Genomic DNA, 24,719 nt, shown 5'->3' with positions numbered 1-24,719 from the left:
TGGATAAAAAATATAGTACTTTGTTTTGCATAATACTGTTTTTAAGATATATATTTGTATTAGAAAATCAATCATAATGAACAATCAATCACAAAATCATGACAAAACAGTGGCAGCATTGATCCACTTATCGACCTTTACGCAATTTTTCTTTCCTTTTGGGAATTTCATCTTTCCGTTGATCTTCTGGACTGCGAAGAAGAAAGATCCATTCGTAAATGAACACGGGAAGCAGGCACTCAATTTCCAGATAAGTCTCTTTCTATATGCCTTCTTTCTTGTTATGGTAGGCGTCGCCGGTGCGATCATCATTGGCTTAAACATGAACTTCGAAGGATCATTCTATATTGATGATCACCATCAATGGATTGGAAATCCAATGGAGGCAAGCCCTATCATCATCTATATAATGACTATGGCTTTTCTCCTCCTGGCACTTTTTGTGCTTAACCTTTATGCAGTTGTTTCAGCAACAATTAGAGCAGGTGAAGGGCGGCTTTACCAATATCCTTTGACCATTAATTTCCTTAATGCGGGAGAATATCAGGAACAGCAGGAAATCACAAAAACCCAAGAGTCAGACAAGGCTCCGGAATAATAATTTAATCAATCATTAATCATCAATCAATCAAAAAATGAACAGTTCAACAACATTCAAAACCAAACACTATGAAGATTGAAAACACAAAGGCACAAATGCGCAAAGGTGTTTTGGAGTACTGCATTTTGTCTGTCCTCAAGGATAATGACGCTTATGTAGCCGAAATCCTCGACACCTTGAAAAGCGCAAAACTCCTGGTGGTAGAAGGTACGATTTACCCTTTGTTAACCCGCCTCAAAAATGCCGGATTGCTCACCTATCGCTGGGAAGAATCTACCAGCGGACCGCCACGAAAGTATTATGGCCTAACAGAGACCGGAAAGATATTTTTAAAAGAACTCACCCATACATGGGACGAACTGCAAACCGCAGTAACAATAGTAACTACCCAAAAACCTAAAAATCATGAATAAGACAGTCAACATAAATCTTGCCGGCATTTTCTTTCATATTGATGAGGATGCTTATGCCAGGCTGCAACATTATCTCGAGGCTATAAAGAGGTCTCTTACTAATACTTCTGGCCAGGAAGAGATCATTCATGATATCGAAGCCCGTATAGCCGAACTATTTTCAGAAAAGATAAAAAATGAAAAACAGGTAATTGGTTTAAGGGAAGTGGATGAAGTGATCTCTGTCATGGGACAACCTGAAGATTATGTGTTGGATGACGAGATCTTTGAAGATGAGCCTGTTTATAAAAAGACCAGAGGTAAAAAACTCTTCCGCGATACAGAGAATAGCTACATTGGAGGAGTATCTTCGGGACTTGCGCATTATACGGGAATAAACGCTCTTTGGATAAGGATTCTATGGATATTACTTACCGTTTTCTCGACAGGTGCATTCATACTTATTTATATCGCCCTTTGGATATTCGTGCCTGAAGCTAAAACTACTGCCGATAAGCTTGCCATGCGCGGGGAGCCTGTAACCATTAGCAACATTGAACGCAAAATTAGGGAGGGCTTTGATGATGTGTCGGGAAAGATGAAGGACATCAACTACGAAAAGTATGGTTATAAAGCCCGGTCTGGAGCCAATTCAGCTGCAACCGCAGTAGGTGATGTCGTAAAATTCATTCTCAACCTCTTTGTAAAACTTATTGGTATATTCTTGCTGCTAATTGCAGGATTTACTCTCATAGGATTGTTTATAGGTTTGTTCTCAATAGGAACCTTTGGAATCATCGAAGCACCATGGACAGATTATGTGGAGATAGTAGGCCCCGGTGCCGATAGTATTTGGATCATATCCTTGCTTGCATTCTTTGCAGTAGGAATTCCATTCTTCTTCCTCTTTATTCTGGGATTGAAGATCCTGGTTAAAAATCTCAGATCAATAGGAAGAACTGCGAAACTTGTACTCCTGGGACTTTGGATCATTTCGGTGCTGGGATTGATTTTCTTCGGAATTCAACAGGCTACCGAAAGAGCTTTTGACGGAGAGGTAAGAATTACCGAAAATCTTCCTGTAACCGCAAATGATACGCTTTACATTAACATGGTAGGAGATCCTCAGTTAAACTCTACACCTTATCAGTCAAACGATTTCAGTATCTCCTATAATGGAGATAACCAGAAAGTGATCTGGTCGCAAAATGTGCAGTTGATCGTCAAATCTACTTCAGATTCTACTGGTAGAATGGAGATTATTAAAATGGCTGAAGGTAAGACCTACGATGAGGCACGTGAACGAGCAGAAGATATCTATTACCATTCAAACTTTTCAAATGGACGTTTAGACCTTAGCGGTATTCTCACCACAGATCCTGCGAACAAATACCGGGAACAGAAGGTACAGGTAACCTTATTCCTTCCGGTGGGGACCGTGTTATATGCTAATGATAATACCTATTCCTTTCACAGGAACACCGATTATTACGGCGATATCCTACACAATGGATATGAAGAGAGATACCTCAAGATAACCGGAGAGGGAGCTGAATGTCTCGATTGCCCCGAAGAGGAAGAAGACCCCTGGGGAGATTCTGAAAATGACTGGGATACTGAAGACAGCTTTGACGAAACTTTTGATGAAGAGTTGCAGGATGAAGAGCCGGTCATGACTGAAACTGATACCATCCCTCAGCCATGAGCACTCTTATAGAAATCCTGATTGCCAGCCTTCTCAGCCTGCTATTTTCTACTGGCGAAGAAATTAGAACTGAAGTCTCGGAAGAAGTTGGAATTGAAAAAGTTCATTCAGTTCAACAATCCGGGGATTGTTAGAAAATACTACCTGAAATAAAAAAGACTGCTCCAAAGGGCAGTCTTTTTTTGTTCAAATTTTCTTGTTTCTTATTTCTTACAAGAGATACCACAGCACTTTAAAAGAACCCAATCTTAAAATTTAGAACCAGACGTGCCGGAGAATAGCAGTGAAGAATAAAGCTGTTGTTGGTGTTTATAATCAGGATCACGAAATTATTGTCATAAAAAAAGCTGCCTTTTCAGGCAGCTTTATAATCTTATCATCAAGGGATCTTTACTTTGCGGTCACTTCTTCACTACTTTCTACTGTAGCAAGATATCTCTCTGCATCCAGAGCTGCCATACAACCTGTTCCGGCAGCAGTGATCGCCTGTCGGTATTCCTTGTCCTGCACATCTCCCGATGCAAAAACGCCGGGAATGTTGGTTTTGGTACTTTTTCCCTGGGTGATCAAATATCCGGTGCTGTCCATATCCAGCTGCCCCTTAAAGATCTCTGTATTAGGTTTATGTCCAATTGCGATAAAAAGTCCGGTAATTTTAATTTCTTCTTTTTCTCCGGTTTGGTTATTTACCACTCTAAGTCCTTCCACAACCTGTTCTCCAAGCACTTCATCAACCTCAGTATTAAATCGTACCTTAAGGTTCTTGGTGTTAAAGACCCTGTGCTGCATAGCTTTTGAAGCCCGCAGTTCGTCCTTTCTTACCAGCATAGTAACCTTTGTACATATATTGGCAAGATAGGTAGCTTCTTCGGCCGCCGTATCCCCTCCTCCAACAATAGCCACTTCCTGTCCTTTATAAAAGAAACCATCACACACAGCACATGCTGACACTCCGCCTCCTCTTAGTCTTTGTTCACTTGGAAGTCCTAAATATTTTGCAGTGGCACCTGTAGAGATGATCACAGTTTCGGCTTCCACCCATGTTGAATTGTCCACACATACCTGGTGAATTCCGCCATTTTCTTTACTAAGCTGAACTTCGGTCACCATTCCAATACGCACCTCTGTTCCAAATCTTTCGGCCTGTTTTTGAAGGTCGATCATCATTGCAGGACCATCAATACCTTCAGGATATCCCGGAAAGTTATCCACTTCGGTAGTTGTAGTCAACTGTCCTCCAGGCTCTAATCCTGTGTACATGACCGGGTGAAGATCTGCCCTGGCAGCATAAATGGCAGCAGTATATCCTGCCGGTCCCGATCCTATTATTAAACATTTTATTCTTTCTCTGGTTTCGCTCATGGTCAAAAAATTTCTTCCTGTAAAAGTAGTAACTTTCCAATAAATCTTACAGGTTTGAGTATACAGATTTCCTATATAACTATATGATCAGCTTAAAGCAGAAGACTTTAGAAGCTGTCACTATTCCTATACCTTTGCAGCATGATCGAACTTTCCCTCTTTAATATCCTGGACTTGCTGGGAACCATAGCCTTTGCCATCTCGGGAGCTCTCTCGGCCATGAACCGGCGACTGGATCTTTTCGGGATCTTTATAATTGCCTTTGTAACAGCTATTGGCGGCGGAACCATACGTGATACATTAATAGGTAATACCCCCGTTACCTGGATGGAAAATACAATTTATATTTATTTGATAGGCTTAGTAACAGTTCTTGCCATTATCTTTAGAAAAGATCTTGATCACCTGAAGAAGTCTCTTTTTCTATTCGACACTATAGGGCTGGGGATCTTTACTATTACCGGAGTTGAAATAGGAATCCAGAACGATCTAAATCCCATCATTTCCATTACCCTGGGCACCATGACCGGTACTTTTGGCGGCGTTATTAGAGATATATTATGTAATGAGATCCCGGTGATCTTTAGAAAAGAGATCTATGCGACCGCTTGCATTGTAGGTGGTATGGCGTTTATCCTGCTCTATGAAGCAGGAATGCAGCAGGATTTGATCTATGTCCTCACTTCCCTTACCGTGATTGTGATAAGGTTGATGGCAGTTAAATTCCATATCTCCCTTCCGTCCTTTTATCTTTCCGACCAAAAATAGAGCTTTCAAAAATGCTATTTTTGAGGCCTCTTCAAATTAACAGGAAAATATCTTCAAAAAATTTCACCTATATCTGTAACGAATTCATTTCCAGTAAGTCTTTAAAGTAAAGAGTCAAAATCCCCCGAAGAATTTGATATTAACTTTTAAAGATTTGCATCATGAAACGTTTTAAATTACTGCTGTTGACTTTAGCGATCACTGTGAGCACAGTTATCTACGCCGAAAAATCAGGGAAAATTTATGACCTTAATAGTCTTTCTGCTGAAATTGAACAATTACTTCGGGATACCGACCACACTCTTGAAGAAGGAAAATCTGTCACTGTATTCTTCTCTATTTCTGAAGAAAACAGCATTCAGTATTTAAGCGTTGCTTGCGAAGATCCTGAAGTAGTAGATATCCTTCAGAAAAGACTTCAGGATCAAGCCCTGGATGGAGAGAAATGGAGAGAAGGAGTGATCTATGAACTTTCTGTATATGGCAGATCTTCTTTTGCCTGTGTCACCCGTTAATGAGGAAGATACTTCCGAAGCAATCCGTACAGGAAAGCGCCCCCTAGTGCGCCTAATAACACTACCAAAATAGATACATAACCAGCTCCAATAAGTGTGTAAATAGGCCCGGGACATGCTCCTGCCAAAGCCCAGCCCAGTCCAAAAATAATACCTCCAAAAAGGTAATTTTTGAAGCCTCTTTCTTTAGGGACTATTTTTATTGGTTCTCCAAAAAATGATCTTCCATTACTTCTTTTTATAAGCTGCACTCCTATGATCCCCATTAATAATGCAGAACCTATGATCCCATACATGTGAAACGAATCGAATTGGAACATCTCGTAAATTCGAAACCAGGATGCAGCTTCAGATTTATACATTACAATCCCGAAAAAGATCCCTATTAATAAATAACCGGCTGTTCTTTTCATTTTAAAATATTAAAGGAAATAATAAATGTATCATGATTAGACCACCTATGAAGAAGCCTATAACAGCGATCAACGATGGAAGCTGCAGATTACTAAGCCCGGAGATGGCATGACCCGAAGTACAACCTGCAGCATAGCGTGCTCCAAAGCCAATTAACAGGCCACCTGTCAATAAAATAAGAAGTGGTCCCGGCTGGGTCAAAGCCTCCAAACTAAAAAGTCTTTCGGGTAGATAAGCCTTTCCCGCACTATTAAAACCCAATTCTTTTAGATTGGATACTGTAGTTGCTGCTATTTCTACCTCAGCACTGTTAGATAAGAGGTGGGCTCCTATAAAACCACCTATGGCTGCACCAAGAATGACAGTTAAATTCCATCGGCTCCCTTTCCAGTCGACATTGAAATAGGAAGCCTTTTTTCCCGCCCCGCACATTGTGCACATGGTCTCGAGATTGGAGGACATCCCAAACTTCTTACCCATGAAGATGAGCAGAAACATGACCACTGCGATCAATGGGCCAGAAACATACCAGGGCCAGGGTTCAAAAAGATATTCCATAAAGAAATTTTCAGCAAATATAAAGCTTCCTTTCTTTCCTTGGGGCTAATACCTTATCATGAAACCTGATGCTGCAATTACTATAGAAAATCTTTTATGTTTTGCAGCACTTTTTCTGAAAGTCTTCTCTGGGTCTCTACAGCCCAACCTGCACTTTTTCCTGCTGAAATTACACGTGGCAGTTTTTCAGTCTCTTTTGAAAGTTCCTTTTTTCCATCCCCGTCAAAAATGGCAAAATTCCCTGCTCTTTTTATCCAGCTTTGGAAAGCTTCTTCCTCAAAAGGAAGACCGAGAGAGGTATTGATAAGAATTTTACCGGTCCCAAAAAGGTCAAATTCGGCAGCTTTTAAGATCATTGTATTTCTCGGAAGGTGTAGGGAGATCACATCTACAGTCTCTAACAACTCCTTTAGCGGAAGAAAAGTAATTTGTTCTTCCAAATCTCTTTTGCGGGTCCTACTGTAGTAGTAGAGATCTGCACCAAAAGGCCGCAGGCATTTTGCCAGAAGTTGCCCTGTGACTCCCAGCCCTATAATCCCGATCTTCTTTTCGGTAAGTTCAACCGGCATTTCACGCCATTGATAATCTCCCAGTCCATGAAATAATCTCACTAATTCAGAAATAATGAATTCAGCCACCCCGGGATCGCCATAGTCCTTTATTCCTGTCACAGTTATTCCTTTGCTACGGGCATAATTTACCGCCACATTGGCCGATGCATCATCGTATAAGCTACAGGCCATCCCAATGTACTTCAGGTTTTGACACTGCTTAACGATGTTTTCAGAAATTGGAGTTTTCCAGGAAACGATGATCGCGTCGGCATCTCCAATCCTTTTCACCGTTTCCTCCTCTGTGCCCGGCACATCCCCGTAGACATTAATCTCTTCTTCACTCAAACCCTGCAACTCCTCAAGCGCCCACGACTCCAGCTTAGTATAATCAACGCAGACGATCTTCTGGAACTTCATGTGAGATTTGAGATTTGAGATTTTAGACTTGAGATCTTGAATAGTGTAATTATGGTGAAAAACAATAAATTATTGATCATTGTTCATTGACAACAACCCTTAGCCCTTAATCTTTATACCTTAAAGTGGGATATTCCCGTGTTTCCTATCTATCCTTAGCACTTCCTTATTCTCCAACATGCTAAAGGCTTTCAGGAGTTTTCGGCGGGTATCACGCGGCATGATGACCTCATCAATAAAACCTCGTTGTGCAGCTTTAAAAGGATTGGCAAATTTCTCGGCATATTCCTTTTCCTTTTCCGAAAGTTTGAGCTCTGGATCTTCGGCAGCTTTGATCTCTTTTCTAAAAATGATCTCACTTGCACCTTTGGCGCCCATTACTGCAATTTCGGCTGTTGGCCAGGCATAATTGAGATCGGCACCAATATGCTTGGAATTCATCACATCATAAGCCCCACCATAAGCTTTTCGGGTAATAACCGTTACTCTTGGCACGGTGGCTTCACTTAGTGCATAAAGCAATTTCGCTCCATGAAGAATGATCCCGTTCCACTCCTGGTCCGTCCCCGGTAAGAATCCCGGTACATCAACAAGAACCAGTAATGGAATGTTGAAGCAGTCACAGAATCGGGTGAAACGCGCCGCTTTTCTTGAAGACTCCACATCCAGCACTCCGGCTAAGCTCATGGGTTGATTTGCTACAATTCCAATGCTCCTTCCACCTAGCCGCGCAAAACCTACAATAATATTGTCGGCGTAGTTTTTATGTACTTCAAAAAAGGAATTTTCGTCTATGATTCCCTTGATCACCTCGTGCATATCGTAGGGCTTATTGGAGCTATCTGGAACTATGGACTCCAGTTCCTCCCGCACCTCATCTCCAAAGTCATAAGGCAATTTTTCAGGAGTGTTCTTATTATTTTGAGGCATGTAACTCAGCAGCTTCTTGATATCTTCTAAACAAGAGATGTCGTTGGCGGCAGTTCTGTGAGTAACTCCACTCTTGGTAGAATGCGTGCTCGCACCTCCAAGTTCTTCGGAAGTAACCTCTTCATTTGTTACCGTTTTCACCACATTTGGACCGGTAACAAACATGTAACTCGTATCCTGCACCATGAGCGTGAAATCGGTCATGGCTGGAGAATAAACTGCTCCCCCCGCACAGGGTCCCATGATCGCCGAAATTTGCGGGATAACTCCCGAAGCTTGCACGTTCCTGTAAAAGATGTCTGCATATCCTCCCAGGGACCTTACCCCTTCCTGTATCCTGGCACCACCAGAGTCATTTAAACCAATTACCGGGGCTCCAACCTTCATTGCATGGTCCATGATCTTACAGATCTTTTCGGCATGGGTTTCTGAAAGAGAACCTCCAAAAACGGTAAAATCCTGGGCAAATACATAGACAAGTCGGCCATTGATGGTTCCGTAGCCGGTAACAACTCCATCGCCATAGTACTGCTGTTTTTCCATATTAAAATCGGTGGTGCGATGTGTTACCAGGATTCCAATTTCTTCAAAAGAACCTTCGTCCAGAAGATAATCCACTCTTTCGCGGGCGGTGAGTTTCTTTTGTTGATGTTGTTTTGCTATTCTTTTTTCACCGCCACCCTTGAGGGCTTCGGCCATTTTATCCTTTAGCTTTTGTGTATTCTCACTCATAGATCTCTGCTTCGGAATTATTCATTGGGCAATCTTAACTGCTGCCTGTCCTTTAAGTATTGCTTAAGAGCAACTAGTGCAGCAAGCTCAGCTTCTTCCCTTGTTTTAGATTCTAATTTTTCGGCGGAATAATATTTCTTCACGAAATGTGTGTCAAAATTTCCGCTTCGGAAAGCTTCATGTTCAAAAACGAATTTTCCGAAAGGTAATGTAGTACTAACTCCTTTTACTTCATACTCCCCTATGGCCTGAAGCATACGCTGTATAGCTTCCTCCCGGGTTTTTCCGTAGGTAATGAGCTTCGCAAGCATGGGGTCGTAATAAATAGGAACCTCCATTCCTTCCTCAAAACCATCATCCAGCCTCACCCCTTCTCCTGAAGGGCCCCGGTACTTTTCAAGTACTCCTACGCTGGGCATAAAATCTTCCAGGGGATCTTCGGCATAGACCCGAAGCTCCACCGCATGTCCGGAGATCTTTAACTCATCCTGAGAAAAAGAAATAGCTTCCCCTCTTGCCACTTTTATTTGCTGCTCCACAAGGTCGACTCCGGTGATGAGTTCAGTGACCGGATGCTCAACCTGCAGACGTGTATTCATTTCAAGAAAATAGAAATTCCTGTCTTCATCCATGAGAAATTCCACCGTTCCCGCACCAACATAGTCACAGGCTTTAGCAACTTTTACAGCAGCTTCTCCCATTTGTTTCCGCAGCTCGTCATCTAGAATGACTGAAGGAGCTTCCTCTACAACTTTTTGATGGCGGCGTTGAATACTGCATTCCCGCTCAAAAAGGTGCAGGTAATTGCCATGGGTATCGGCCAGGACCTGGATCTCTATGTGCCGCGGACTTCCAATATACTTTTCTATGAAGACAGAACCATCTCCAAAGGCAGATTCGGCTTCACTTATCGCCCGCTTCATTTGGTCTTCCAGGTCTTTCTCCTTTTCAACTATTCGCATCCCTTTTCCTCCACCTCCGGCCGAAGCTTTGATAAGGATAGGGAAGCCAATCTCAGTTGCGATCTTTTTTGCTTTTTCGGGATCTGTAATGGCCTCATCGATTCCGGGAACCATAGGAATATCATATTTTTTGACAGCATCTTTTGCTGCAAGTTTGCTCCCCATGATCCTGATGGCTTTAGAACCGGGTCCAATCCAGGTGATCCCGTTTTGTTCCACCTTTTCGGCAAAGCCGGCATTTTCACTTAAGAAACCGTATCCTGGATGTATTCCATCTACCCCTAGCTGTTTTGCAATTTCAATGATCTTTTCTCCCTTGAGGTAAGATTGATTGGAAGGTGCCTCTCCAATACATACAGCTTCATCGGCATATTTTACATGAGGTGCATTTCTATCAACAGTTGAAAATACAGCCACGGTATGAATTCCCATTTGCCGGGCCGTTTTCATTACCCTTAGAGCGATCTCTCCCCTGTTGGCTACTAATATTTTTTTCATTCTTTTCAATTGGAATTTGATGCTTGTAATTAGAGATTGTATTGGATTCTATTCCATCTCTATAAGCAGTTGATTCTTATCTACCGTTTGTCCCTTTTTGACACTTATAGATTTTACTACTCCATCCCGGGGTGCGGTTAATGTATTTTCCATTTTCATGGCTTCGAGTACCAGGAGATAATCTCCTTCCTTGACCTCATCTCCTTCCTTAACCTGTACATCCAAAATAAGACCCGGCATTGGGGCTTTAATATCATTAATAACTTGTGCAGCAGCAAGGCTTAATCCCATTTCTTCGATCAAAAGATCGAGCTCATTTGAGATCTTCACTTCAAATGGCCGGGAATCAACTCTAACGATGTAGCTCCTGTTCAAAAAATCCCAATCCTGAAGCTGCGTTTTGAAAGAACGGTGGTCCCTGAGTACATGAGCCATCCCTTCTGAAGTTTCCTCAAGATCAAGTGCCTCCACCTGTTCACGGGTAAATGCAAACTCCATATTTCCATCTACCGTAACTTTATATTTTTCTTCCATAAATGGGGTTTTTATGCGCTTTTGGTAAATATAAAAAAATATTATCCTCTTGTTTTAAGAATTTGTGAATATAGGATAGCAAAAAGGCCACCCTATAAGGTGGCCTTAACTTCTGATCTTAATTTTTCTAATGCCTGAACAAAGCCTGAATATCTTCCGGCAAAGGCATGGATCTCAAGGGTGGAACATTTGCCCCTCCTGTATTACCTAAAGGGATGTTTCCTACAAAAGATTTAACTCCACCAACGAGCAGGCGCGGAATTTGACCTAATACTTCTTTAGGATCCTTAATTGCAATTCCGAATTTCAGCATAAGCCAATGCGCATAAGTGTGCTCATATGGATAAGATTGACCAATGACATGTGCCCGTTCCAGGTGGTACCATGCATGAACTAAATTGCCCTGACGCAATGCTAGCCGATACTGTACCAGCTCGCGAAGATAGTAGTACTTTAGACGCTTTGGAATGCCGGTGTTCACTTTCATTATAGGAAATTAACTGAATTTCCTGATATCTTCACTCAAGTCAAGGACCTTTGTCTTGGGAAACTGATTCTCAAGAATACTACTCCCCGCTGAAGATCTATAGCCACCTGCACAGTGAACTAATATAGGTTTATTGGCAGGTATCTCATTAGCACGCTCCCGTAATTCATTAAGCGGAATGGCAATAGCATCATCAAAGATCTTTCCCTGTGCCACTTCATTATCGTTCCTGATATCTACTATGGTATATTGATCTTTGTTCTTCTGGAAATCCTGCAGATCAAATTCATCTGATCTTTTAGAAACATTTGCCGCTAGAGTTACAATTCCTTTCAACTGTTTCTCATATCCAATTTTGGCCGTCCTTTCTAGAATATCCCGAACCTGCCCGATGCTCTCCACGACTAAATAGAATGGCTCCCCGGGTTTTACTATTGCTCCCAACCAGGTCTCATATTTATCATTCTCGCTACGCGCCATTACATTAATACTATTTGGCAAATGACCTCTCTTGTAAGCATCGCCATCACGCACGTCGACTACAGTAATTCCCTCCTCCAGCTTATCCACTAACAGCTGAAGTTTAACCGCTGCTTTTGTTATCTGCACATTATCTGCACCGGCCTTGTTCACATCCACATTAAATCCAAAATAATGCGGAATAAAGGGTTGATCCTGAAGTATGGTATCTACGAATTTTTCCTCTGTCTGTTCCTGGAATGCCCAATTGTATTTACGCTCATTTCCCAAAGTACTGGAAGAATCTGTACTCATGTTCTTGCCACAAAGAGATCCGGCACCATGTGCAGGATAAACAAGAGCATCGTCGGGAAGGTTATTGTATTTGGTCTGAATCGTATTGTACATTGCCTTTGCCAGTTCCAGCCTTTTAGCAGTCATATTCCCAACCTTCTCCCGTAGGTCTGGTCGGCCAACATCTCCAATGAAAAGAGTATCACCTGTAAAAAGAACTGTTTTTTCCTTGTCTTCAGCAACTATAGTGATACTGTCTGGAGAGTGTCCGGGAGTATTTATTGCTTTAAAAGAAACTTCACCCATTTCAATGCTATCTCCCTCATCAAAGGCCTTATGCTCATATTCTGCCCCAAGTAATTTACTTGCGTAGATAGTTGCACCGGTTTGCTCATGGATCTGGCAATGGCTGCTCACAAAATCTGCATGAGGATGAGTCTCAAAAACGGCAACGATCTGTGCATTTTCTTCTTCAGCATATTGGTAATACTGCAGCGGATTTCGACTGGGATCAACCAGTGCCATTTTTCCTTCACTTACAATAGCATAGGAATAATGCGCCAGCGGACTATCTTTAAATTGCTTTATCTTCATAATGTCAAGTTTAAAATTAATAAGCTATCGGTCTATTGCGATAAAAATCGAATACAAAAATACCCTTTTTTAAGAGGTAACTTGGTAACTCATGTTACTGACAGCTTCTAAGGGCCTCCTCCGACTCTTCTTATTCAAACTCGGCACAATTTCCCGAAGGCACATACACGCCAGCAGCCTGTTGGTATACCAAAGTTGCACCTAAATGCCCTGTATAACTTAAAGTACCTGTACCTATTGCCAACAGCAGGATCATGAAAAGTCTGGTAAGAAAGTTACGAAAAACCGGATATTTTAGTTGTCTTAAAAGATCTAATAAAAGTCCCGCTGAAAAAATCCAGGCAGTTGTCCAGGCTAAGTTTTCATGTTCCTTTAAAACAGTGGGATCACAGATCTTTCTTGCAACAACTCCATCGGCAATATCTCCTGTAAAAATGGCAATCCAGAGGGTTACCACACCGGCAATGAGCAGAACGCTTCCTCCCCGTTCCCAGACTTCCCGGGAATACCTTAAAGCAACTACTTTAAATAAAAAAGCCACTACCAACAGGGCAATGGGAAAATGAACAGACAGAGGATGAAACACCTCTGTCCGCCAAAAATCGGGTATTTCCTGCATTTCTATTCAAGAACTCTTACGGCCAAGGGATTCAAACGCTTGCCTTCTTTTTCTACATCAACTTCTACTCTCATTCCCTCTTCAAGAATTGAAAAATCTACAGTACTTCCATTACGGGTAAGTTCAGTATTATCATTAAAATAGAGCTCTAAGGTCTTGTCATCATCAGTTTCCACATAGATCTCTGTTTTAGAAGCTTCTACTTCTTCAATAGTTCCCTGGTAAGTTCCAGATTCTACCACATCTGTGCTTTCGCCACAGGCAAAGAATAAAAAAATAGTAGAAAATACAGCGGTCTTTAATAGGGTGGTTTTCATATGTTTTAATTTAAATTGGTTCTAAAGTGCTTCTTTTGAATTCCCAAATGTACCTAAAAGCCTGCTTTTCCCAAAATGTTAAGCGATGTATGTAACAAATGTCACAAAGACTTTTGAAGGATAGTTTTATGTTTGCTTCTAATGGAACACAAGAATTTTTTAGCGGTTCTCCTTGTCATGATTTTCTTCGGAAAAATGGCATTTTTAGATGCTAAACTTCCGGCGTTGATATTCGATGCCTCAGGTATAACCCTGGTTAATAAATTGTGTTCTAAAAAGCAAATGCAAACAGCATCTGCCGAGGCATATACTTCAGAAAATATTACTGCTGGTTTGGAGATCGATTACTTATGCCAATCAGCTTTTGATTTCAGATTTCAGGATTATTTTGAAACTCCTGTAGTAGATAACTTTAATAAATACGCCTATCGTGCGCCAGGTAAATTCTCAGTACCTGATGATAAGTTCTACCCCCCTCCCAGGCTTGAGGTTATTCCCCCACATTTTAAGGGCTGAGGAAGGACAGGTCTGTTTTTTCAAAAGCCAATCCATTCAACTTAAATAATTTATCAATGAATCACATCTTAGTGAATCGTCATTCGGTAAGACTATTCCGAATGATGTTAAGCGGGATCTTTCTCGTTGCCAGTTTCAGTCATCTTGTAAAGGTGGAAAAAACAGTGCAACGAATAGAACAAGCGAGATTTAAAGGCTTTGCCTATTTCTTTGGAGAACCAAAGATCCTTGTGATCTCCTCTGGTATTGTGATGTTCATTGCAGGAATTGGACTGCTAACGGGTTATAAGACCCGATGGTCGGCCATTATTCTCGCTGCAGTATTGATCCCTATCACCCTTACCATTCAGGTGGGGCAGATCACGACCCTGGGACCACTTTTTAAGAACATCGCCATTCTTGGCGGACTCATCTTTTTTATCATTAACGATTTTAATAACACACAAAAATAATAAGCAATGAAAACAATAATTTTAGCAAGTTTCACACTATTGTATAGCCTGTTCACAAGCCCTGTGCAGGCCCAGACCGGACATGAAGAACATGCCGGCAATATTAATTACGTGGTCCTTACCCGCAAAATCCCACAATTAAAACCAATCCTTTTAGCAGCAGAGGAACTGGCTATCCAGGACGGTGAGAAATTTGGGGATTTCCAGGTTGTTGTTTGTGGTAAGAGCGTACAGGAGCTTACCAATGAAGAAACTATGAGCGGCTTTATAGAGAAGGCAAAAAAAGCCGGAGTGACTATAAATGCCTGCGGATTTTCTCTTAAAAAATTCGGCGTGGACAGGTCGAAATTACCTGAATCGCTTCGGGTTGTGGAGAATGGAATTCTGCACAATTTCGAACTTCAGAAGAAAGGCTATTTAAGCATTGAACTCTAACAGAGTTATGAAATACCGAAATAGACTACTGCTCATAATTCCTGTTGTTTTGGGAGCTATATTTTTTATGGCCTCTTTTGAAGAAAAAAATTTACAGGAAAAAAAAGCAGCAACTTTAAAGGACACTGTAAGTGTAACCATATTACAGACGGCCGATATTCACGGCCAATTGGATCCACATCCCGAGTTATTCTGGGAAAATGACAGTATCATTTTTAAGAACCGGGGCGGACTTGCACACATACAAACATTGTTCAAGCAAGAAAGAAAGAAGAATCGGAATACGATTATTATTGACGGAGGTGACCTTATTCAGGGAAGTGGATATGCAGCGCTATCTAAAGGAAATGTTTTTCCCGAGATTATCAAAAACATGGACTACGATCTACTGGTGCCGGGAAACTGGGAAGTGGTCTACGGCAAAGAATCCATGATGGATATTCTAGACAGCTACAATACCGCTGTCATTGCGCAGAACATGTTTCATGAAAAAAATGGCGAGGCGCTGTTTCCGCCGTATTGGATTGAGGAAGTGGAGGGGGTCAAATTAGGATTTATTGGCATCAATGATCCCGATGTACCGGTTCGGCAGAATCCAATCTTCAGTAAGGGAATAGATTTTAGTGGATTAGACCAGGGAGTGAAGGAACTTATTCACCAGGTGAAAAATAAGGAAGGAGTACATGCATTATTTCTGGTTACTCATTTTGGCGTTTTTAAACAAGTGGAACTTGCAAATCGAGAAATGACTAAGGATGTAGATTATATTCTTGGTAATGACACCCATGAACGAATACGGAAACCTATTGAAGGCAAATATGCGAAGGTGACAGAACCGGGAGCTTTTGGTTCCTTTGTAGGCAAGCTCACCCTTCACTTTGTTGATGGAAAGATAGTGAGCGAAGATTATAATTTACTCGATGTAGATCCAGAAATTTATCCTGCAGATCCTACCATAAAAGAGTTAATTGAGAAGGCAAAGGAACCATATAGGGAACACCTGGAAGAGATTGTGGGCTACACCAGCACTCCCCTTTACCGTTATCTTACTGTAGAAAACCCTATGGATAATGTTATTACCGATGCTGCCCGCTGGAAAACAGGAGCAGATATTTCCATTTCCAACGGGTTTAGGTTTGGGAATCCAATTGTTCCTGAAAATGGAGAACCTGCACCTATTACTCGTGCAAATCTTTGGAACCTGCTTCCGGTAAATGAAAAAGTAAAGACCGGAAAAGCAACAGGAAATCAAATTTGGGATTGGCTGGAAGACGAAATGCACAATGCCTTTGCTCAAAATTCTACAGAGCGATTTGGGGGCTGGCTAGTCCGATTCTCCGGAATGGAAGTTGAATTCAACAGCCAAAATCCAAGGGGAAAAAGGATAAAATCTGTCACAGTAAATGGAGAACCACTGGATAAAGATAAATACTACACAATATCTGCTTGTGTCCGTCCCGGTGATCCTATTGACAATCTTTGCCGCATGCCTAACGTAAAAGATGTGGAGGTTCTGGATTATACCATTCATGAGCTGGTCGAGGAATACTTAAGAAAACACTCCCCGGTATCGCCTACACTTGAAGGAAGGGCTTACTGTGAATACCTGGGGCCTAATTCATTCTCAACTATTCCCGGTACAGATTATGAATTTCATTGACATAAATCCACAAGTGATAAACTGCGGCCGCTATGAGGTCGCAGTTAGTCTTATCATTCCTAAAAATTAATTATATGAAAAAGAAAATAAAAAAGAGTCTAATAGAATATGGAATCATTGGAGCAGTGTTTATCGGCCTTTTTGTCAGCGGACTCCATACCGAGGTCTTCGGATTCCTACAGCGGGGGATATTGGCCACCGGGCTTATGAACCCAGACATAGAAGAAAAAGCTGAGTTAGCTGTGGCCACACCTTCCAAAAATGCCATTCTGGATTTTGATTTAGTAAATTCCCAAGGGGAGAAGGTAAATCTGGAAAAATTCCGTGGAAAAGTCATTTTCCTAAATTTCTGGGCCACCTGGTGTCCTCCCTGTATTGCCGAGATGCCCGGTATAAACAATTTATACGAGGAGATGAAGAACGAAAATGTAGAATTTGTAATGGTCTCCTTTGACCGCGATTTTGACAAGGCTAAAAACTTTAGGGAAAAAAAAGGCTATGGTTTCGAGATCTACAAAGCGACGGGTCGCATCCCCGGTGCTTACTCCTCAAATAGCCTTCCCACAACCTATGTGATCGACGCACAAGGGAACCTGGCCCTTACTCATTTGGGAATGGGCAATTTTGACACCACAGATTTTAAGGAATTTCTAAGTGAGCTTCAGTAAACAAAATAAAAGCAAGATCTGCAGCCAATATTGTTGCCTGCAGATCTTTTACTTTTTCTGTGCTACAAATCTTATTACAGCGCCCAGGCCATCGTGAAGCTTACCTTCTTTCAGGTCGACTTCAGCTTCATAAAGCTCAAGGAAATTGAGGCTGCCAAAGTCCCTCTTGATCTCCTCCATCGAGTAAAGTAAGTCTTCCTCTTTTGGGCCACCCACTCCAGGATTCTTCTGCTGGTAAACACTGTGCTTTTTACTGAAGCCCTCAAAAAAGATTAAACCGTCCCGGCGAAGGTAAGAGATCAACAGTTCGTGATAACTACTGCGAACATCGGGTGGAAAATGTGCATAGATCAAAGCAATTGCATCAAAATCATCTTTTTCAAAACCCAGCTCGGGCAGATCACCTACACGGTAATCCAGCTCTACCTCGTGCTTTTCTGCAAGCTTTAAAGCTTTGCGCTTTCCTTCCTCACTTTGGTCGAAGGCGGCTACTTTCCAGTCACACTTAGCTGCAAATACAGCATTGCGACCTTCTCCTTCGGCAGCAAAGAGGATCTCTCCCGGATCAAAGTGTGTAAATCTCGAATGGAAATATTCATTGGGTACTTCCCCATAGACATATTCCTCTGCACGGTATCGCTCGTCCCATTTTTCCTTCATATTCTATATTTTTATTGTTTCTTCTGGAAGCTGCAAAATGTAAAATTCTGAGTTCCTCCCGATGGAGTCTTGTGATCGATGTTTTTCCCGCTCAACATATCAAATTCCTCCTCAAAAAGTTTGCACATATCTCCCACCGAATAACGCTGCACCTCTAGACCGCTACACTTTTCGGGGCCGTTATTTGAAAATGTTCCCATGATCACATAACCGCCTGGTTTAACTGCTTTGTGCACAGTTTCCAGATAATTCTTTCTTTGTTCTTCTGTTGTGAGGAAGTGGAATGCGGCACGATCGTGCCATAGATCATAAGTTCTTTCCGGATGAAAGTTAGATGCATCGGCAGTTATCCATTTCACTTCATCTGCCTTTTCGCACATACGTTCTTTAGCCCTCTCAATGGCTTTTGAAGAAATATCTACCACTGTGACATCATGATATCCCAAAGAAATAAGGAATTCGGCCAGGAAACTGTCGCCTCCGCCTATATCTATAACAGCGGCATCCTTAGAGATCCCGCAGCTCTTTATAAGGTCCAGGGAAACTTCGGGCATTGGTTCATACCAGCTGACCTCTGTGGGCTGTTTTTCTGAATAAACTTTATCCCAATGTTGCTGATTCTCGTTCATAATATTTTTCTTTATTCTCAAAGAGCCACCAGGGCTCCTGTTTATATTGCGATGTGAAATCTACCTGCTCTCCAGGTCGGGGTGATAAATAATCAAGTTCTGCTTTTTCTGCTGCCATTACAAATCTTTGAATGGGTAAATTCCATGGATGATAAGAAAGCACAAACTTCCCCCAATGTACGGGAACAGCTCTTTTCACCTTTAGGTCTATGGCCGCTTGTATTGTTTCCTCTGGAAACATATGGATCTGTGGCCAATACTTTCCGAATTGCCCACATTCAAGAAAGGCAAGATCGAATGGGCCGAATTTTTCCCCGATCTTTTTAAAAGTTCCATCATAACCCGAGTCTCCACCTATAAAAATTCTGTGGCCAAAAATGTCTAAAACAAAAGAGGACCATAGGGTTTGTGCCCACTTAAAACTTCTTCCCGAAAAGTGCCGCGAAGGAGTTGCGGTAAGACTCACCTCCTGAGCTAGTTCAACCGATTCCCACCAATCAAACTCTAGGATTTTGTCATTTTTGACACCCCAGGTTTCCAGGTGTGCTCCCACCCCTAAAGAGGTTGCTATTTTCGTAATTTTTGGGAGGAGCTTTTTTATGGTAGGATAATCCAAATGGTCATAATGATCATGCGTCAGGATCAAAAGATCGATCTCTGGCATATCTTCAGCACTAAAATGATCTGCACCTTCAAAGGCTTTTCCGAAGAATCTAAAGGGAGAGGCATTTCCGCTAAAGACAGGATCTACAAGAATTCTGTATCCATTTACCTGCAGCAGGTACGAAGAATGTCCAAACCAGACCAGTTGGGGCTTGTTAGCATCAAGATTTTTAAGATCGGGCTTCACATTCGGCAATTCAGAAGAAGGCCTCACAGAAGAGGGCCTAAAAATCATCTTTTTAAGAATTGTAAGCATAGATACATCGTTGGGATTGACCGAGGTCTCTTCCACGTTCTTAAAGCTTCCGTCCCTGTAGTTGGGAGAGTTTTTTATCCTCTGCAGGCGATCACCTTCAGGATCACTTCCAAACCTTTTTACCATGGCTTTTTAAATTCTTCCTTTAAATTTAGGAAAAAATCTGCCGGTATTCCTCTTGTAAATTTCATATTCGGGAAAGATCTGTAAAAGTCGCTTCTCCTCGTACCTGCTCTTCAGAAAAAAGATCAAATAGAGTAAGAGGCTCATCAACAATTTGTATCCCGAGCCCAACCATATCGAAAGACCAAAAGCCGCAAAAAGAATCCCGGAATACATTGGATGCCTCGCGAATGCAAACGCTCCTGAAGTCACCAGCTTTGCTCCCTGCATCGGGCTTGGAAAAGGAGAAATCCTGGTGCCGATCTGTACCAGAGCGACAAGGATTAGTATTGAACCTATTACGGCCACGATCAACCCCAGGTTATGAAGATTCTCCGATAATTCAAATTTCCAACTTTCCGGTTCGAATAGCCAGGCAGTAAATACCAGGAGCTGAAGTAGAACGTAGATCTTATCTTCTTTTGGAATAGACATTACAGAGTATTCTCTTGTAATTATAAAAATAAGCCAAAAATATCGGCTTTTTGACATTTCAGCTCCAGGGCAGGCTTTGCTATAGTTTTAAGTCTAGAAGATCTCTTTCCAGATGATATATAGTCCCATTAATAAAACAAACCAGCCAAAACCTTTTTTCAGCTTTTTACCATCGATAAAGCGATTCAGCCATATCCCTAAAAAGATCCCGATTACAGAAATTACTGTAAAAATGAGCAGAAAGATCCAGTCAATATCCAGGTTCTCCACATCTCCTATAAAGCCTATCAGAGATTTTACGGCTATAATTACCAGAGAAGTGGCAACAGCTCTCTTCATTGGCAGTTTCACCATGAGTACGAGGGCAGGGATAATGAGAAAACCACCGCCGGCACCCACAATTCCCGTAAGCACACCAACTATAGCACCTTCAAGAGTTATAAATAGGTAGTTAAATTTTACTTTTCCTGGTCTGGCGTCTTTTTCTGACGGTTCTAATATCATAGAAACCGATGCCAAGACCATGATCAAGGCAAAGAACAACATGATCCCAATGTCCTTTGTAATTACCAGGTCTCCAATGCTAAATATAGTCTCGGGAATTGCAGGAACTAAGAATCTCCTGGTAAGATATACTGCAATAAATGCCGGTATAGAAAAAACCACTGCCGTTTTAAGATCTACCCTTTTCTTTTGAAAATTCCTGATGGAACCTATTAGAGAGGTTGCTCCTACTACAAACAGAGAATATGCCGTTGCCGTTACAGGGTTTATGGACAACAGGTAGACCAGCACCGGCACGGTAAGTATTGAGCCTCCCCCACCTATTAAACCGAGTACAACTCCTATTATTAAAGCTCCAAGGTAACCGAGAATTTCTGTTATATCCATTCCTACAATTTTCAGCACAAAATTAGATCATCCATCTCGCTGTATTTGTAACAAAGGTCACACTTACAGGTCGTGCACCATAATACTATTGCGCTGTAGCCCAATTTTCCCCTCCAGCTCGAGCTTCTTAAGCAATCTCGAGACCACGACGCGGGAGGTATGAAGATCATAAGCGATCTCCTGATGCGTTACCTGTATCTGTTCACTTTTATTGATCTTGGCTTTGTCCTGCAGGTACCGCATGAGCCGCTCATCCATATGAAGAAAAGCAATAGTGTCAATAGTATCGAGCATCTCACTTAACCTGCTATGGTAGCTTTCGAAGACAAAATTCCTCCAGCTTTTGAATCGGCTCGTCCACTCCTCCATCTTCTCAATAGGGATCATCACCAGCCGGGTATCTTTTTCTGCAATTGCCCTGATCTCACTTTTAGTCTGGCCCAAACAACAGGAGAGGGTCATGGCACAAGTATCGCCGCGTTCCAGGAAGTAAAGCAGCAGCTCATCACCATCTTTGTCTTCCCTTAAGATCTTAATTGCACCCTCGAGTAGCAGAGGCATACTTTTTACGTATTCCCCAATGTTGATGATGATTTCTCCGGCCTTCACTTCTTTTAAAGCCCCAAACTTCACCATCTCCTGTATCAACTCTTCTTCAAAAATAAAATGATAGGCGTCTCTAAGTTCTTTTTCGAGCATAGGCTATGATTTGCAAGGGTAAATTTAAGGTATTTCCTGAGATATTTCTTTTGCTGAAGTATACCCTATACAGAATCTGCAATTTACTGCGGGATTTTCTCCTGTATTTCCGGAATCCTTATCTTTAAACCCAAACAAAAACTGAAATTTTTTGAAACTATTTTTCAAGACAATTCGCAATTTACTTTGCCTGGCAACCCTGGCCTTCATTTCTTGCCAGGAAAAAGAAAGACTGACAGAGATGGACCTGCTTTTCTCATCCCTGCAGACGGATCAGGTAAAATGGTGGAGGTACCACAAGACAAATATAGATCTGACTTCAGATTTTATTCCGTTGGGAGAAGCCGGAGATAGCCTTTCAAAAAAAGCATTTTTTGAAGCTCTTTTGACAGGCGATTATATTGCTTTGGAGAAGAAGTCTAATGGCGAGCAGGAATTATATCAGCTTTTCAAGTTGACCGAAGGAGCCGATGAAGATATTAGCTATACCATTGCAGCCGATAGTTACAGGCAGTACAAGCACTTCACCATGGAGGGCAAAGAATTTCCCGATTTCAAGCTTACCGATCTGGAAGGAAAAACCTGGACAAAAGAAGGATTGCAGGGAAAGACCCTGGTAGTGAAGACCTGGTTCCTTCGTTGTAAACCCTGTATAGAAGAAATGCCACAACTCAATCAACTGGTCGAAGAATACAGCGACCGGGACGATGTCAAATTCCTGAGCCTTTCTCTCGATCCCGAAGACGAACTTGAAAAGTTTCTTTCTGAAAAAGAATTTAAATACGCTGTGATCCCTCAGCAAAAGACTTTCATTGAAGACACCCTGGGGTTTTCTATTTATCCCACGCACATTATAGTTGAACCGTCAGGAAAGATCAGAAAAGTAGTAAATACAGCTCCCGAAATGATAGCCGCATTAAAAGGTATGTCCCTGGAAGTGGAGCGCAGTAATTCTGCACCACCTCCCCCTCCACCACCTCCCGGCGGGTGAGCAAGTGATCGATAGAACCTAATAAAGAATAGCTCCTCAAAAATGACATTTTTGAGGAGCTATTCTTTTTACTTCTCTGTAAGACTGGATTTGATATCTATCACTGCCCTCTCCATTTTATCCAAACCTTCTTCAAAGGCTTCTTTCTTCTTTATAAGCTCCTGTCCAACCAACTTCCTGTAATGAGCAACCCCGTTGAGAAGATTATTACAGAAACTATTCCAGCCCTTAATGTCGCGTGGCCCGGAGTTAAAGGTGTTTCTCATTTCTTCTTTTAGATAATCCACGTAAAGCTGAAGTTCCTTAAGGAACATATGCGGCCGTGAAGAACTTTGGGGCAACTCCCTTCGTCCATAGATATGGTCTGTCATCTCCTGTAAGCTGGCAATTTTACTGAAATTGGCAATGTTAGGTCCCGGACAAATTGTTACCGCATCCAGCTTTTCTACAATTGGAACATTATAATTCAATCCGGCAGAATTGCTTAGACCTATACACAAACACTCTTTGCTTAACAGATCTTCCACCTGCAGCTGATATTCCTTTTCAGGAAGTCCGGCATTTTTGAGTTGTTCCAGCTTTAATTTTTGATACTTTCTCGAAGCAGTACAAATAGGTTCTTTTGTGAATTCGGTATTGGAGACCAGGTACTTTTCGGTACAGGGGCTTCCCGGCTTTCCTTTTGCGATCCTTTGCTGCCTTTCCTTGTCGGCCGTAGTGTTTTTCAGGTAATTGAACCGCACACCCAGCGGAGAAGCTTTGCTCAATACCACATCATTTTCTTTACTCTTGCTTAGCAATTCAAGAGTATTGTCATCAACAGTTGTGGCTTCGGGACAAAGCAGGAACGGAGTTCCCCATCCGGTGCCGTTAACGCCGTAATAGCCATAAAGCAGTTGTTGTTCGGCGGCAGTTCCAATACCACCCTGTACAGTGATATTTACAGGATGCGGCTTCTCAAAACCTGCTTCTCCCCTTGCCTGTATCGCAGGATTATACAAGCTGAACAACTCCTGCGCCAATTCTTCTTTCTTAATCCGGAACTCTTCAAGGTTAGGCCCCAGTAAATAGCCCTGGGTAGCAAATGCATGTCCGCCACAATTCAAACCCGATTCAATCCTGAATTCACTTACCCAAATGCCTTTTTTGGCGAGATATTTCCCCTGGATCAAAGCCGACCGGTAGTCGCTTACTTTAATGATCACTTTCTTCTTAAAAACACCCCAGGCCGAAGCATCAAATTCCCTGAATTTTTCCAGATAATTGAATAAGCGGGGATTCATTCCTGCGGAAAATATCACTGCTGAATTTTCCAGATCACTTTTTGCATAAGCTTTTAAGGCACCAAGTGCGTCAGATCCTTCAGGCAGGATCTCGCCTTTACTGTCCAAATTGTTCTTATCAACTTTGGTCATGATGTTGACCTCAATGTTGCCGGGGCGCATGTGCTTCCGAAGAAAACTTTCCAGTTCCTCCCGCGCTTCGCCATGGGCCTGTAAGAACTGCCGGTATTTTTCTTTTAGTGCGCTTTCCCCGGGAAGCATCTCGAAATATTTCATGATCTCAGAACCTTTTTCAAAAGCCGATTCTTTCAGCTTTTCAAATTTTGTCTGTACGTTGTGGTTTACCAGGTTGAGATAACCTGTTATTCGGCGCACCCGGTAATTTTCCTCATGCTTCTCAATAGGCACATAAGGTTCGTCATTTTCCTGGTAGTAATGTTTTCTCATCATCTCGATGAGATTGTCTTCAATGATAGATATAGCTGAAGTAATTCCGTAGGAAGCAACTTTTATCGGGGTGTCTATAGTGAAGGCAATTCCCATAACCGGAATATGGAACCGGTGGGGAGGTAGATCATATGTCATAATTTTTAAGGTTTTTAGCGGC

The 24,719-nt window shown here is 41.9% G+C and carries 29 protein-coding genes; 11 read left to right on the top strand and 18 right to left on the bottom strand.

Annotation, left to right across the window (positions count from 1 at the left end; genetic code table 11):
- Positions 1 to 76 precede the first annotated feature (76 nt).
- From ACXYMT_RS08115 to ACXYMT_RS08105, 3 genes are all read left to right on the top strand, one after another.
- Positions 77 to 598 carry a DUF4870 domain-containing protein gene (locus ACXYMT_RS08115; RefSeq protein ID WP_459058579.1) on the top strand — a complete coding sequence of 174 codons (522 nt, stop codon included), beginning with the start codon at positions 77 to 79 and terminating at the stop codon, positions 596 to 598.
- Between the two features lie 71 nt (positions 599 to 669).
- A complete protein-coding gene (locus ACXYMT_RS08110; protein ID WP_459058578.1) occupies positions 670 to 1,014 on the top strand; it encodes a PadR family transcriptional regulator in 345 nt (114 codons plus the stop codon).
- Entirely contained in the window at positions 1,007 to 2,698 is a 1,692-nt protein-coding gene (locus ACXYMT_RS08105) for a PspC domain-containing protein (RefSeq protein ID WP_459058577.1), read from the top strand. Before ACXYMT_RS08110 ends, ACXYMT_RS08105 begins: the two co-directional genes overlap by 8 nt.
- A 390-nt stretch (positions 2,699 to 3,088) precedes the next feature.
- On the opposite strand, the gene trxB is transcribed toward ACXYMT_RS08105, so the two are convergent.
- Positions 3,089 to 4,060, bottom strand: coding sequence for a thioredoxin-disulfide reductase (gene trxB / locus ACXYMT_RS08100; protein ID WP_459058576.1), 972 nt, complete (start codon positions 4,058 to 4,060; stop codon positions 3,089 to 3,091).
- A gap of 141 nt (positions 4,061 to 4,201) precedes the next feature.
- Between trxB and ACXYMT_RS08095 the strand changes: the two genes are divergently transcribed.
- Both ACXYMT_RS08095 and ACXYMT_RS08090 read left to right on the top strand, forming a co-directional pair.
- Positions 4,202 to 4,828: a trimeric intracellular cation channel family protein gene (locus ACXYMT_RS08095; protein WP_459058575.1), complete on the top strand. Its 627-nt coding sequence runs from the start codon at positions 4,202 to 4,204 to the stop codon at positions 4,826 to 4,828.
- A gap of 161 nt (positions 4,829 to 4,989) precedes the next feature.
- Positions 4,990 to 5,343, top strand: coding sequence for a hypothetical protein (locus tag ACXYMT_RS08090; protein WP_459058574.1), 354 nt, complete (start codon positions 4,990 to 4,992; stop codon positions 5,341 to 5,343).
- On the opposite strand, the gene ACXYMT_RS08085 is transcribed toward ACXYMT_RS08090, so the two are convergent.
- The 10 genes from ACXYMT_RS08085 to ACXYMT_RS08040 form a co-directional block, all read right to left on the bottom strand.
- Positions 5,340 to 5,756: a DUF6691 family protein gene (locus tag ACXYMT_RS08085; protein WP_459058573.1), complete on the bottom strand. Its 417-nt coding sequence runs from the start codon at positions 5,754 to 5,756 to the stop codon at positions 5,340 to 5,342. The genes ACXYMT_RS08090 and ACXYMT_RS08085 overlap by 4 nt on opposite strands.
- Position 5,757: 1 nt before the next feature.
- The gene (locus tag ACXYMT_RS08080; RefSeq protein ID WP_459058572.1) at positions 5,758 to 6,315 is read right to left on the bottom strand and encodes a YeeE/YedE family protein; all 558 of its coding nucleotides are present in this window, start codon (positions 6,313 to 6,315) and stop codon (positions 5,758 to 5,760) included.
- An 80-nt stretch (positions 6,316 to 6,395) separates the two neighbouring features.
- Positions 6,396 to 7,286: an NAD(P)-dependent oxidoreductase gene (locus ACXYMT_RS08075; protein ID WP_459058571.1), complete on the bottom strand. Its 891-nt coding sequence runs from the start codon at positions 7,284 to 7,286 to the stop codon at positions 6,396 to 6,398.
- 120 nt (positions 7,287 to 7,406) lie between these two features.
- Positions 7,407 to 8,948, bottom strand: a complete 1,542-nt coding sequence (locus ACXYMT_RS08070) for an acyl-CoA carboxylase subunit beta (RefSeq protein WP_459058570.1) — start codon at positions 8,946 to 8,948, stop codon at positions 7,407 to 7,409.
- Between the two features lie 17 nt (positions 8,949 to 8,965).
- Positions 8,966 to 10,408: an acetyl-CoA carboxylase biotin carboxylase subunit gene (gene accC, locus ACXYMT_RS08065; RefSeq protein WP_459058569.1), complete on the bottom strand. Its 1,443-nt coding sequence runs from the start codon at positions 10,406 to 10,408 to the stop codon at positions 8,966 to 8,968.
- Positions 10,409 to 10,456: 48 nt separating this feature from the next.
- Positions 10,457 to 10,942 carry an acyl-CoA carboxylase biotin carboxyl carrier protein subunit gene (locus ACXYMT_RS08060; protein ID WP_459058568.1) on the bottom strand — a complete coding sequence of 162 codons (486 nt, stop codon included), beginning with the start codon at positions 10,940 to 10,942 and terminating at the stop codon, positions 10,457 to 10,459.
- Positions 10,943 to 11,069: 127 nt separating this feature from the next.
- The gene (locus ACXYMT_RS08055; protein ID WP_459058567.1) at positions 11,070 to 11,429 is read right to left on the bottom strand and encodes a DUF3703 domain-containing protein; all 360 of its coding nucleotides are present in this window, start codon (positions 11,427 to 11,429) and stop codon (positions 11,070 to 11,072) included.
- Positions 11,430 to 11,438: 9 nt separating this feature from the next.
- The gene (locus ACXYMT_RS08050) at positions 11,439 to 12,776 is read right to left on the bottom strand and encodes an MBL fold metallo-hydrolase (protein WP_459058566.1); all 1,338 of its coding nucleotides are present in this window, start codon (positions 12,774 to 12,776) and stop codon (positions 11,439 to 11,441) included.
- Between the two features lie 130 nt (positions 12,777 to 12,906).
- Positions 12,907 to 13,395 carry a DUF2231 domain-containing protein gene (locus ACXYMT_RS08045; protein ID WP_459058565.1) on the bottom strand — a complete coding sequence of 163 codons (489 nt, stop codon included), beginning with the start codon at positions 13,393 to 13,395 and terminating at the stop codon, positions 12,907 to 12,909.
- A 2-nt stretch (positions 13,396 to 13,397) separates the two neighbouring features.
- A complete protein-coding gene (locus tag ACXYMT_RS08040) occupies positions 13,398 to 13,712 on the bottom strand; it encodes a hypothetical protein (RefSeq protein ID WP_459058564.1) in 315 nt (104 codons plus the stop codon).
- 195 nt (positions 13,713 to 13,907) lie between these two features.
- On the opposite strand from ACXYMT_RS08040, the gene ACXYMT_RS08035 reads away from it, so the two are divergent.
- The 5 genes from ACXYMT_RS08035 to ACXYMT_RS08015 all read left to right on the top strand — a co-directional run bounded on the left by ACXYMT_RS08035 (position 13,908) and on the right by ACXYMT_RS08015 (position 17,443).
- Positions 13,908 to 14,228, top strand: a complete 321-nt coding sequence (locus ACXYMT_RS08035; RefSeq protein WP_459058563.1) for a hypothetical protein — start codon at positions 13,908 to 13,910, stop codon at positions 14,226 to 14,228.
- Between the two features lie 56 nt (positions 14,229 to 14,284).
- Positions 14,285 to 14,680 carry a DoxX family protein gene (locus ACXYMT_RS08030; protein ID WP_459058562.1) on the top strand — a complete coding sequence of 132 codons (396 nt, stop codon included), beginning with the start codon at positions 14,285 to 14,287 and terminating at the stop codon, positions 14,678 to 14,680.
- Between the two features lie 6 nt (positions 14,681 to 14,686).
- Positions 14,687 to 15,115: a DsrE family protein gene (locus ACXYMT_RS08025; protein ID WP_459058561.1), complete on the top strand. Its 429-nt coding sequence runs from the start codon at positions 14,687 to 14,689 to the stop codon at positions 15,113 to 15,115.
- Between the two features lie 7 nt (positions 15,116 to 15,122).
- Positions 15,123 to 16,775 (top strand): bifunctional metallophosphatase/5'-nucleotidase, encoded by a 1,653-nt coding sequence (locus tag ACXYMT_RS08020; RefSeq protein WP_459058560.1) that lies wholly within the window; start codon positions 15,123 to 15,125, stop codon positions 16,773 to 16,775.
- A 74-nt stretch (positions 16,776 to 16,849) separates the two neighbouring features.
- Entirely contained in the window at positions 16,850 to 17,443 is a 594-nt protein-coding gene (locus tag ACXYMT_RS08015) for a TlpA family protein disulfide reductase (protein ID WP_459058559.1), read from the top strand.
- A 48-nt stretch (positions 17,444 to 17,491) separates the two neighbouring features.
- On the opposite strand, the gene ACXYMT_RS08010 is transcribed toward ACXYMT_RS08015, so the two are convergent.
- The 6 genes from ACXYMT_RS08010 to ACXYMT_RS07985 form a co-directional block, all read right to left on the bottom strand.
- Positions 17,492 to 18,103: a class I SAM-dependent methyltransferase gene (locus ACXYMT_RS08010; RefSeq protein ID WP_459058558.1), complete on the bottom strand. Its 612-nt coding sequence runs from the start codon at positions 18,101 to 18,103 to the stop codon at positions 17,492 to 17,494.
- Between the two features lie 11 nt (positions 18,104 to 18,114).
- Positions 18,115 to 18,732 (bottom strand): class I SAM-dependent methyltransferase, encoded by a 618-nt coding sequence (locus tag ACXYMT_RS08005; protein ID WP_459058557.1) that lies wholly within the window; start codon positions 18,730 to 18,732, stop codon positions 18,115 to 18,117.
- On the bottom strand, positions 18,704 to 19,777 hold the full coding sequence (locus tag ACXYMT_RS08000) for an MBL fold metallo-hydrolase (protein WP_459058556.1): 1,074 nt from the start codon (positions 19,775 to 19,777) through the stop codon (positions 18,704 to 18,706). Before ACXYMT_RS08000 ends, ACXYMT_RS08005 begins: the two co-directional genes overlap by 29 nt.
- A 6-nt stretch (positions 19,778 to 19,783) precedes the next feature.
- A complete protein-coding gene (locus ACXYMT_RS07995; RefSeq protein ID WP_459058555.1) occupies positions 19,784 to 20,248 on the bottom strand; it encodes a methyltransferase family protein in 465 nt (154 codons plus the stop codon).
- Between the two features lie 93 nt (positions 20,249 to 20,341).
- Complete coding sequence (locus ACXYMT_RS07990; protein ID WP_459058554.1) at positions 20,342 to 21,139, bottom strand: sulfite exporter TauE/SafE family protein; 798 nt, start codon at positions 21,137 to 21,139, stop codon at positions 20,342 to 20,344.
- A 63-nt stretch (positions 21,140 to 21,202) separates the two neighbouring features.
- Positions 21,203 to 21,838 (bottom strand): Crp/Fnr family transcriptional regulator, encoded by a 636-nt coding sequence (locus ACXYMT_RS07985; RefSeq protein ID WP_459058553.1) that lies wholly within the window; start codon positions 21,836 to 21,838, stop codon positions 21,203 to 21,205.
- 151 nt (positions 21,839 to 21,989) lie between these two features.
- Here ACXYMT_RS07985 and ACXYMT_RS07980 point away from each other — a divergent pair, with 151 nt between their 5' ends.
- A complete protein-coding gene (locus ACXYMT_RS07980; RefSeq protein WP_459058552.1) occupies positions 21,990 to 22,829 on the top strand; it encodes a TlpA family protein disulfide reductase in 840 nt (279 codons plus the stop codon).
- Between the two features lie 68 nt (positions 22,830 to 22,897).
- Here the strand turns inward: ACXYMT_RS07980 and ACXYMT_RS07975 are convergent, their stop codons facing one another.
- Entirely contained in the window at positions 22,898 to 24,697 is a 1,800-nt protein-coding gene (locus ACXYMT_RS07975) for a nitronate monooxygenase family protein (RefSeq protein WP_459058551.1), read from the bottom strand.
- Positions 24,698 to 24,719 lie beyond the last annotated feature (22 nt).

It is taken from the genome of Salinimicrobium sp. CAU 1759, assembly GCF_054482715.1.
This window is presented reverse-complemented; position numbering and strand designations above follow the sequence as displayed.

Bases quoted from the DNA above. Each gene is read 5' to 3' on its own strand.
- ACXYMT_RS08075 (WP_459058571.1), bottom strand. From the start codon at position 7,286: ATGAAGTTCCAGAAGATCGTCTGCGTTGATTATACTAAGCTGGAGTCG.
- ACXYMT_RS08105 (WP_459058577.1), top strand. From the start codon at position 1,007: ATGAATAAGACAGTCAACATAAATCTTGCCGGCATTTTCTTTCATATT.
- ACXYMT_RS08050 (WP_459058566.1), bottom strand. From the start codon at position 12,776: ATGAAGATAAAGCAATTTAAAGATAGTCCGCTGGCGCATTATTCCTAT.
- ACXYMT_RS08030 (WP_459058562.1), top strand. From the start codon at position 14,285: ATGAATCACATCTTAGTGAATCGTCATTCGGTAAGACTATTCCGAATG.
- ACXYMT_RS07995 (WP_459058555.1), bottom strand. From the start codon at position 20,248: ATGTCTATTCCAAAAGAAGATAAGATCTACGTTCTACTTCAGCTCCTG.
- ACXYMT_RS08090 (WP_459058574.1), top strand. From the start codon at position 4,990: ATGAAACGTTTTAAATTACTGCTGTTGACTTTAGCGATCACTGTGAGC.
- ACXYMT_RS08020 (WP_459058560.1), top strand. From the start codon at position 15,123: ATGAAATACCGAAATAGACTACTGCTCATAATTCCTGTTGTTTTGGGA.
- ACXYMT_RS07975 (WP_459058551.1), bottom strand. From the start codon at position 24,697: ATGACATATGATCTACCTCCCCACCGGTTCCATATTCCGGTTATGGGA.
- ACXYMT_RS08040 (WP_459058564.1), bottom strand. From the start codon at position 13,712: ATGAAAACCACCCTATTAAAGACCGCTGTATTTTCTACTATTTTTTTA.
- ACXYMT_RS08045 (WP_459058565.1), bottom strand. From the start codon at position 13,395: ATGCAGGAAATACCCGATTTTTGGCGGACAGAGGTGTTTCATCCTCTG.
- ACXYMT_RS08025 (WP_459058561.1), top strand. From the start codon at position 14,687: ATGAAAACAATAATTTTAGCAAGTTTCACACTATTGTATAGCCTGTTC.
- ACXYMT_RS08080 (WP_459058572.1), bottom strand. From the start codon at position 6,315: ATGGAATATCTTTTTGAACCCTGGCCCTGGTATGTTTCTGGCCCATTG.
- ACXYMT_RS08035 (WP_459058563.1), top strand. From the start codon at position 13,908: ATGGCATTTTTAGATGCTAAACTTCCGGCGTTGATATTCGATGCCTCA.
- trxB (WP_459058576.1), bottom strand. From the start codon at position 4,060: ATGAGCGAAACCAGAGAAAGAATAAAATGTTTAATAATAGGATCGGGA.
- ACXYMT_RS08015 (WP_459058559.1), top strand. From the start codon at position 16,850: ATGAAAAAGAAAATAAAAAAGAGTCTAATAGAATATGGAATCATTGGA.
- ACXYMT_RS08095 (WP_459058575.1), top strand. From the start codon at position 4,202: ATGATCGAACTTTCCCTCTTTAATATCCTGGACTTGCTGGGAACCATA.
- accC (WP_459058569.1), bottom strand. From the start codon at position 10,408: ATGAAAAAAATATTAGTAGCCAACAGGGGAGAGATCGCTCTAAGGGTA.
- ACXYMT_RS08115 (WP_459058579.1), top strand. From the start codon at position 77: ATGAACAATCAATCACAAAATCATGACAAAACAGTGGCAGCATTGATC.
- ACXYMT_RS08055 (WP_459058567.1), bottom strand. From the start codon at position 11,429: ATGAAAGTGAACACCGGCATTCCAAAGCGTCTAAAGTACTACTATCTT.
- ACXYMT_RS07990 (WP_459058554.1), bottom strand. From the start codon at position 21,139: ATGGATATAACAGAAATTCTCGGTTACCTTGGAGCTTTAATAATAGGA.
- ACXYMT_RS08005 (WP_459058557.1), bottom strand. From the start codon at position 18,732: ATGAACGAGAATCAGCAACATTGGGATAAAGTTTATTCAGAAAAACAG.
- ACXYMT_RS08110 (WP_459058578.1), top strand. From the start codon at position 670: ATGAAGATTGAAAACACAAAGGCACAAATGCGCAAAGGTGTTTTGGAG.
- ACXYMT_RS08085 (WP_459058573.1), bottom strand. From the start codon at position 5,756: ATGAAAAGAACAGCCGGTTATTTATTAATAGGGATCTTTTTCGGGATT.
- ACXYMT_RS07985 (WP_459058553.1), bottom strand. From the start codon at position 21,838: ATGCTCGAAAAAGAACTTAGAGACGCCTATCATTTTATTTTTGAAGAA.
- ACXYMT_RS08000 (WP_459058556.1), bottom strand. From the start codon at position 19,777: ATGGTAAAAAGGTTTGGAAGTGATCCTGAAGGTGATCGCCTGCAGAGG.
- ACXYMT_RS08060 (WP_459058568.1), bottom strand. From the start codon at position 10,942: ATGGAAGAAAAATATAAAGTTACGGTAGATGGAAATATGGAGTTTGCA.
- ACXYMT_RS08010 (WP_459058558.1), bottom strand. From the start codon at position 18,103: ATGAAGGAAAAATGGGACGAGCGATACCGTGCAGAGGAATATGTCTAT.
- ACXYMT_RS08070 (WP_459058570.1), bottom strand. From the start codon at position 8,948: ATGAGTGAGAATACACAAAAGCTAAAGGATAAAATGGCCGAAGCCCTC.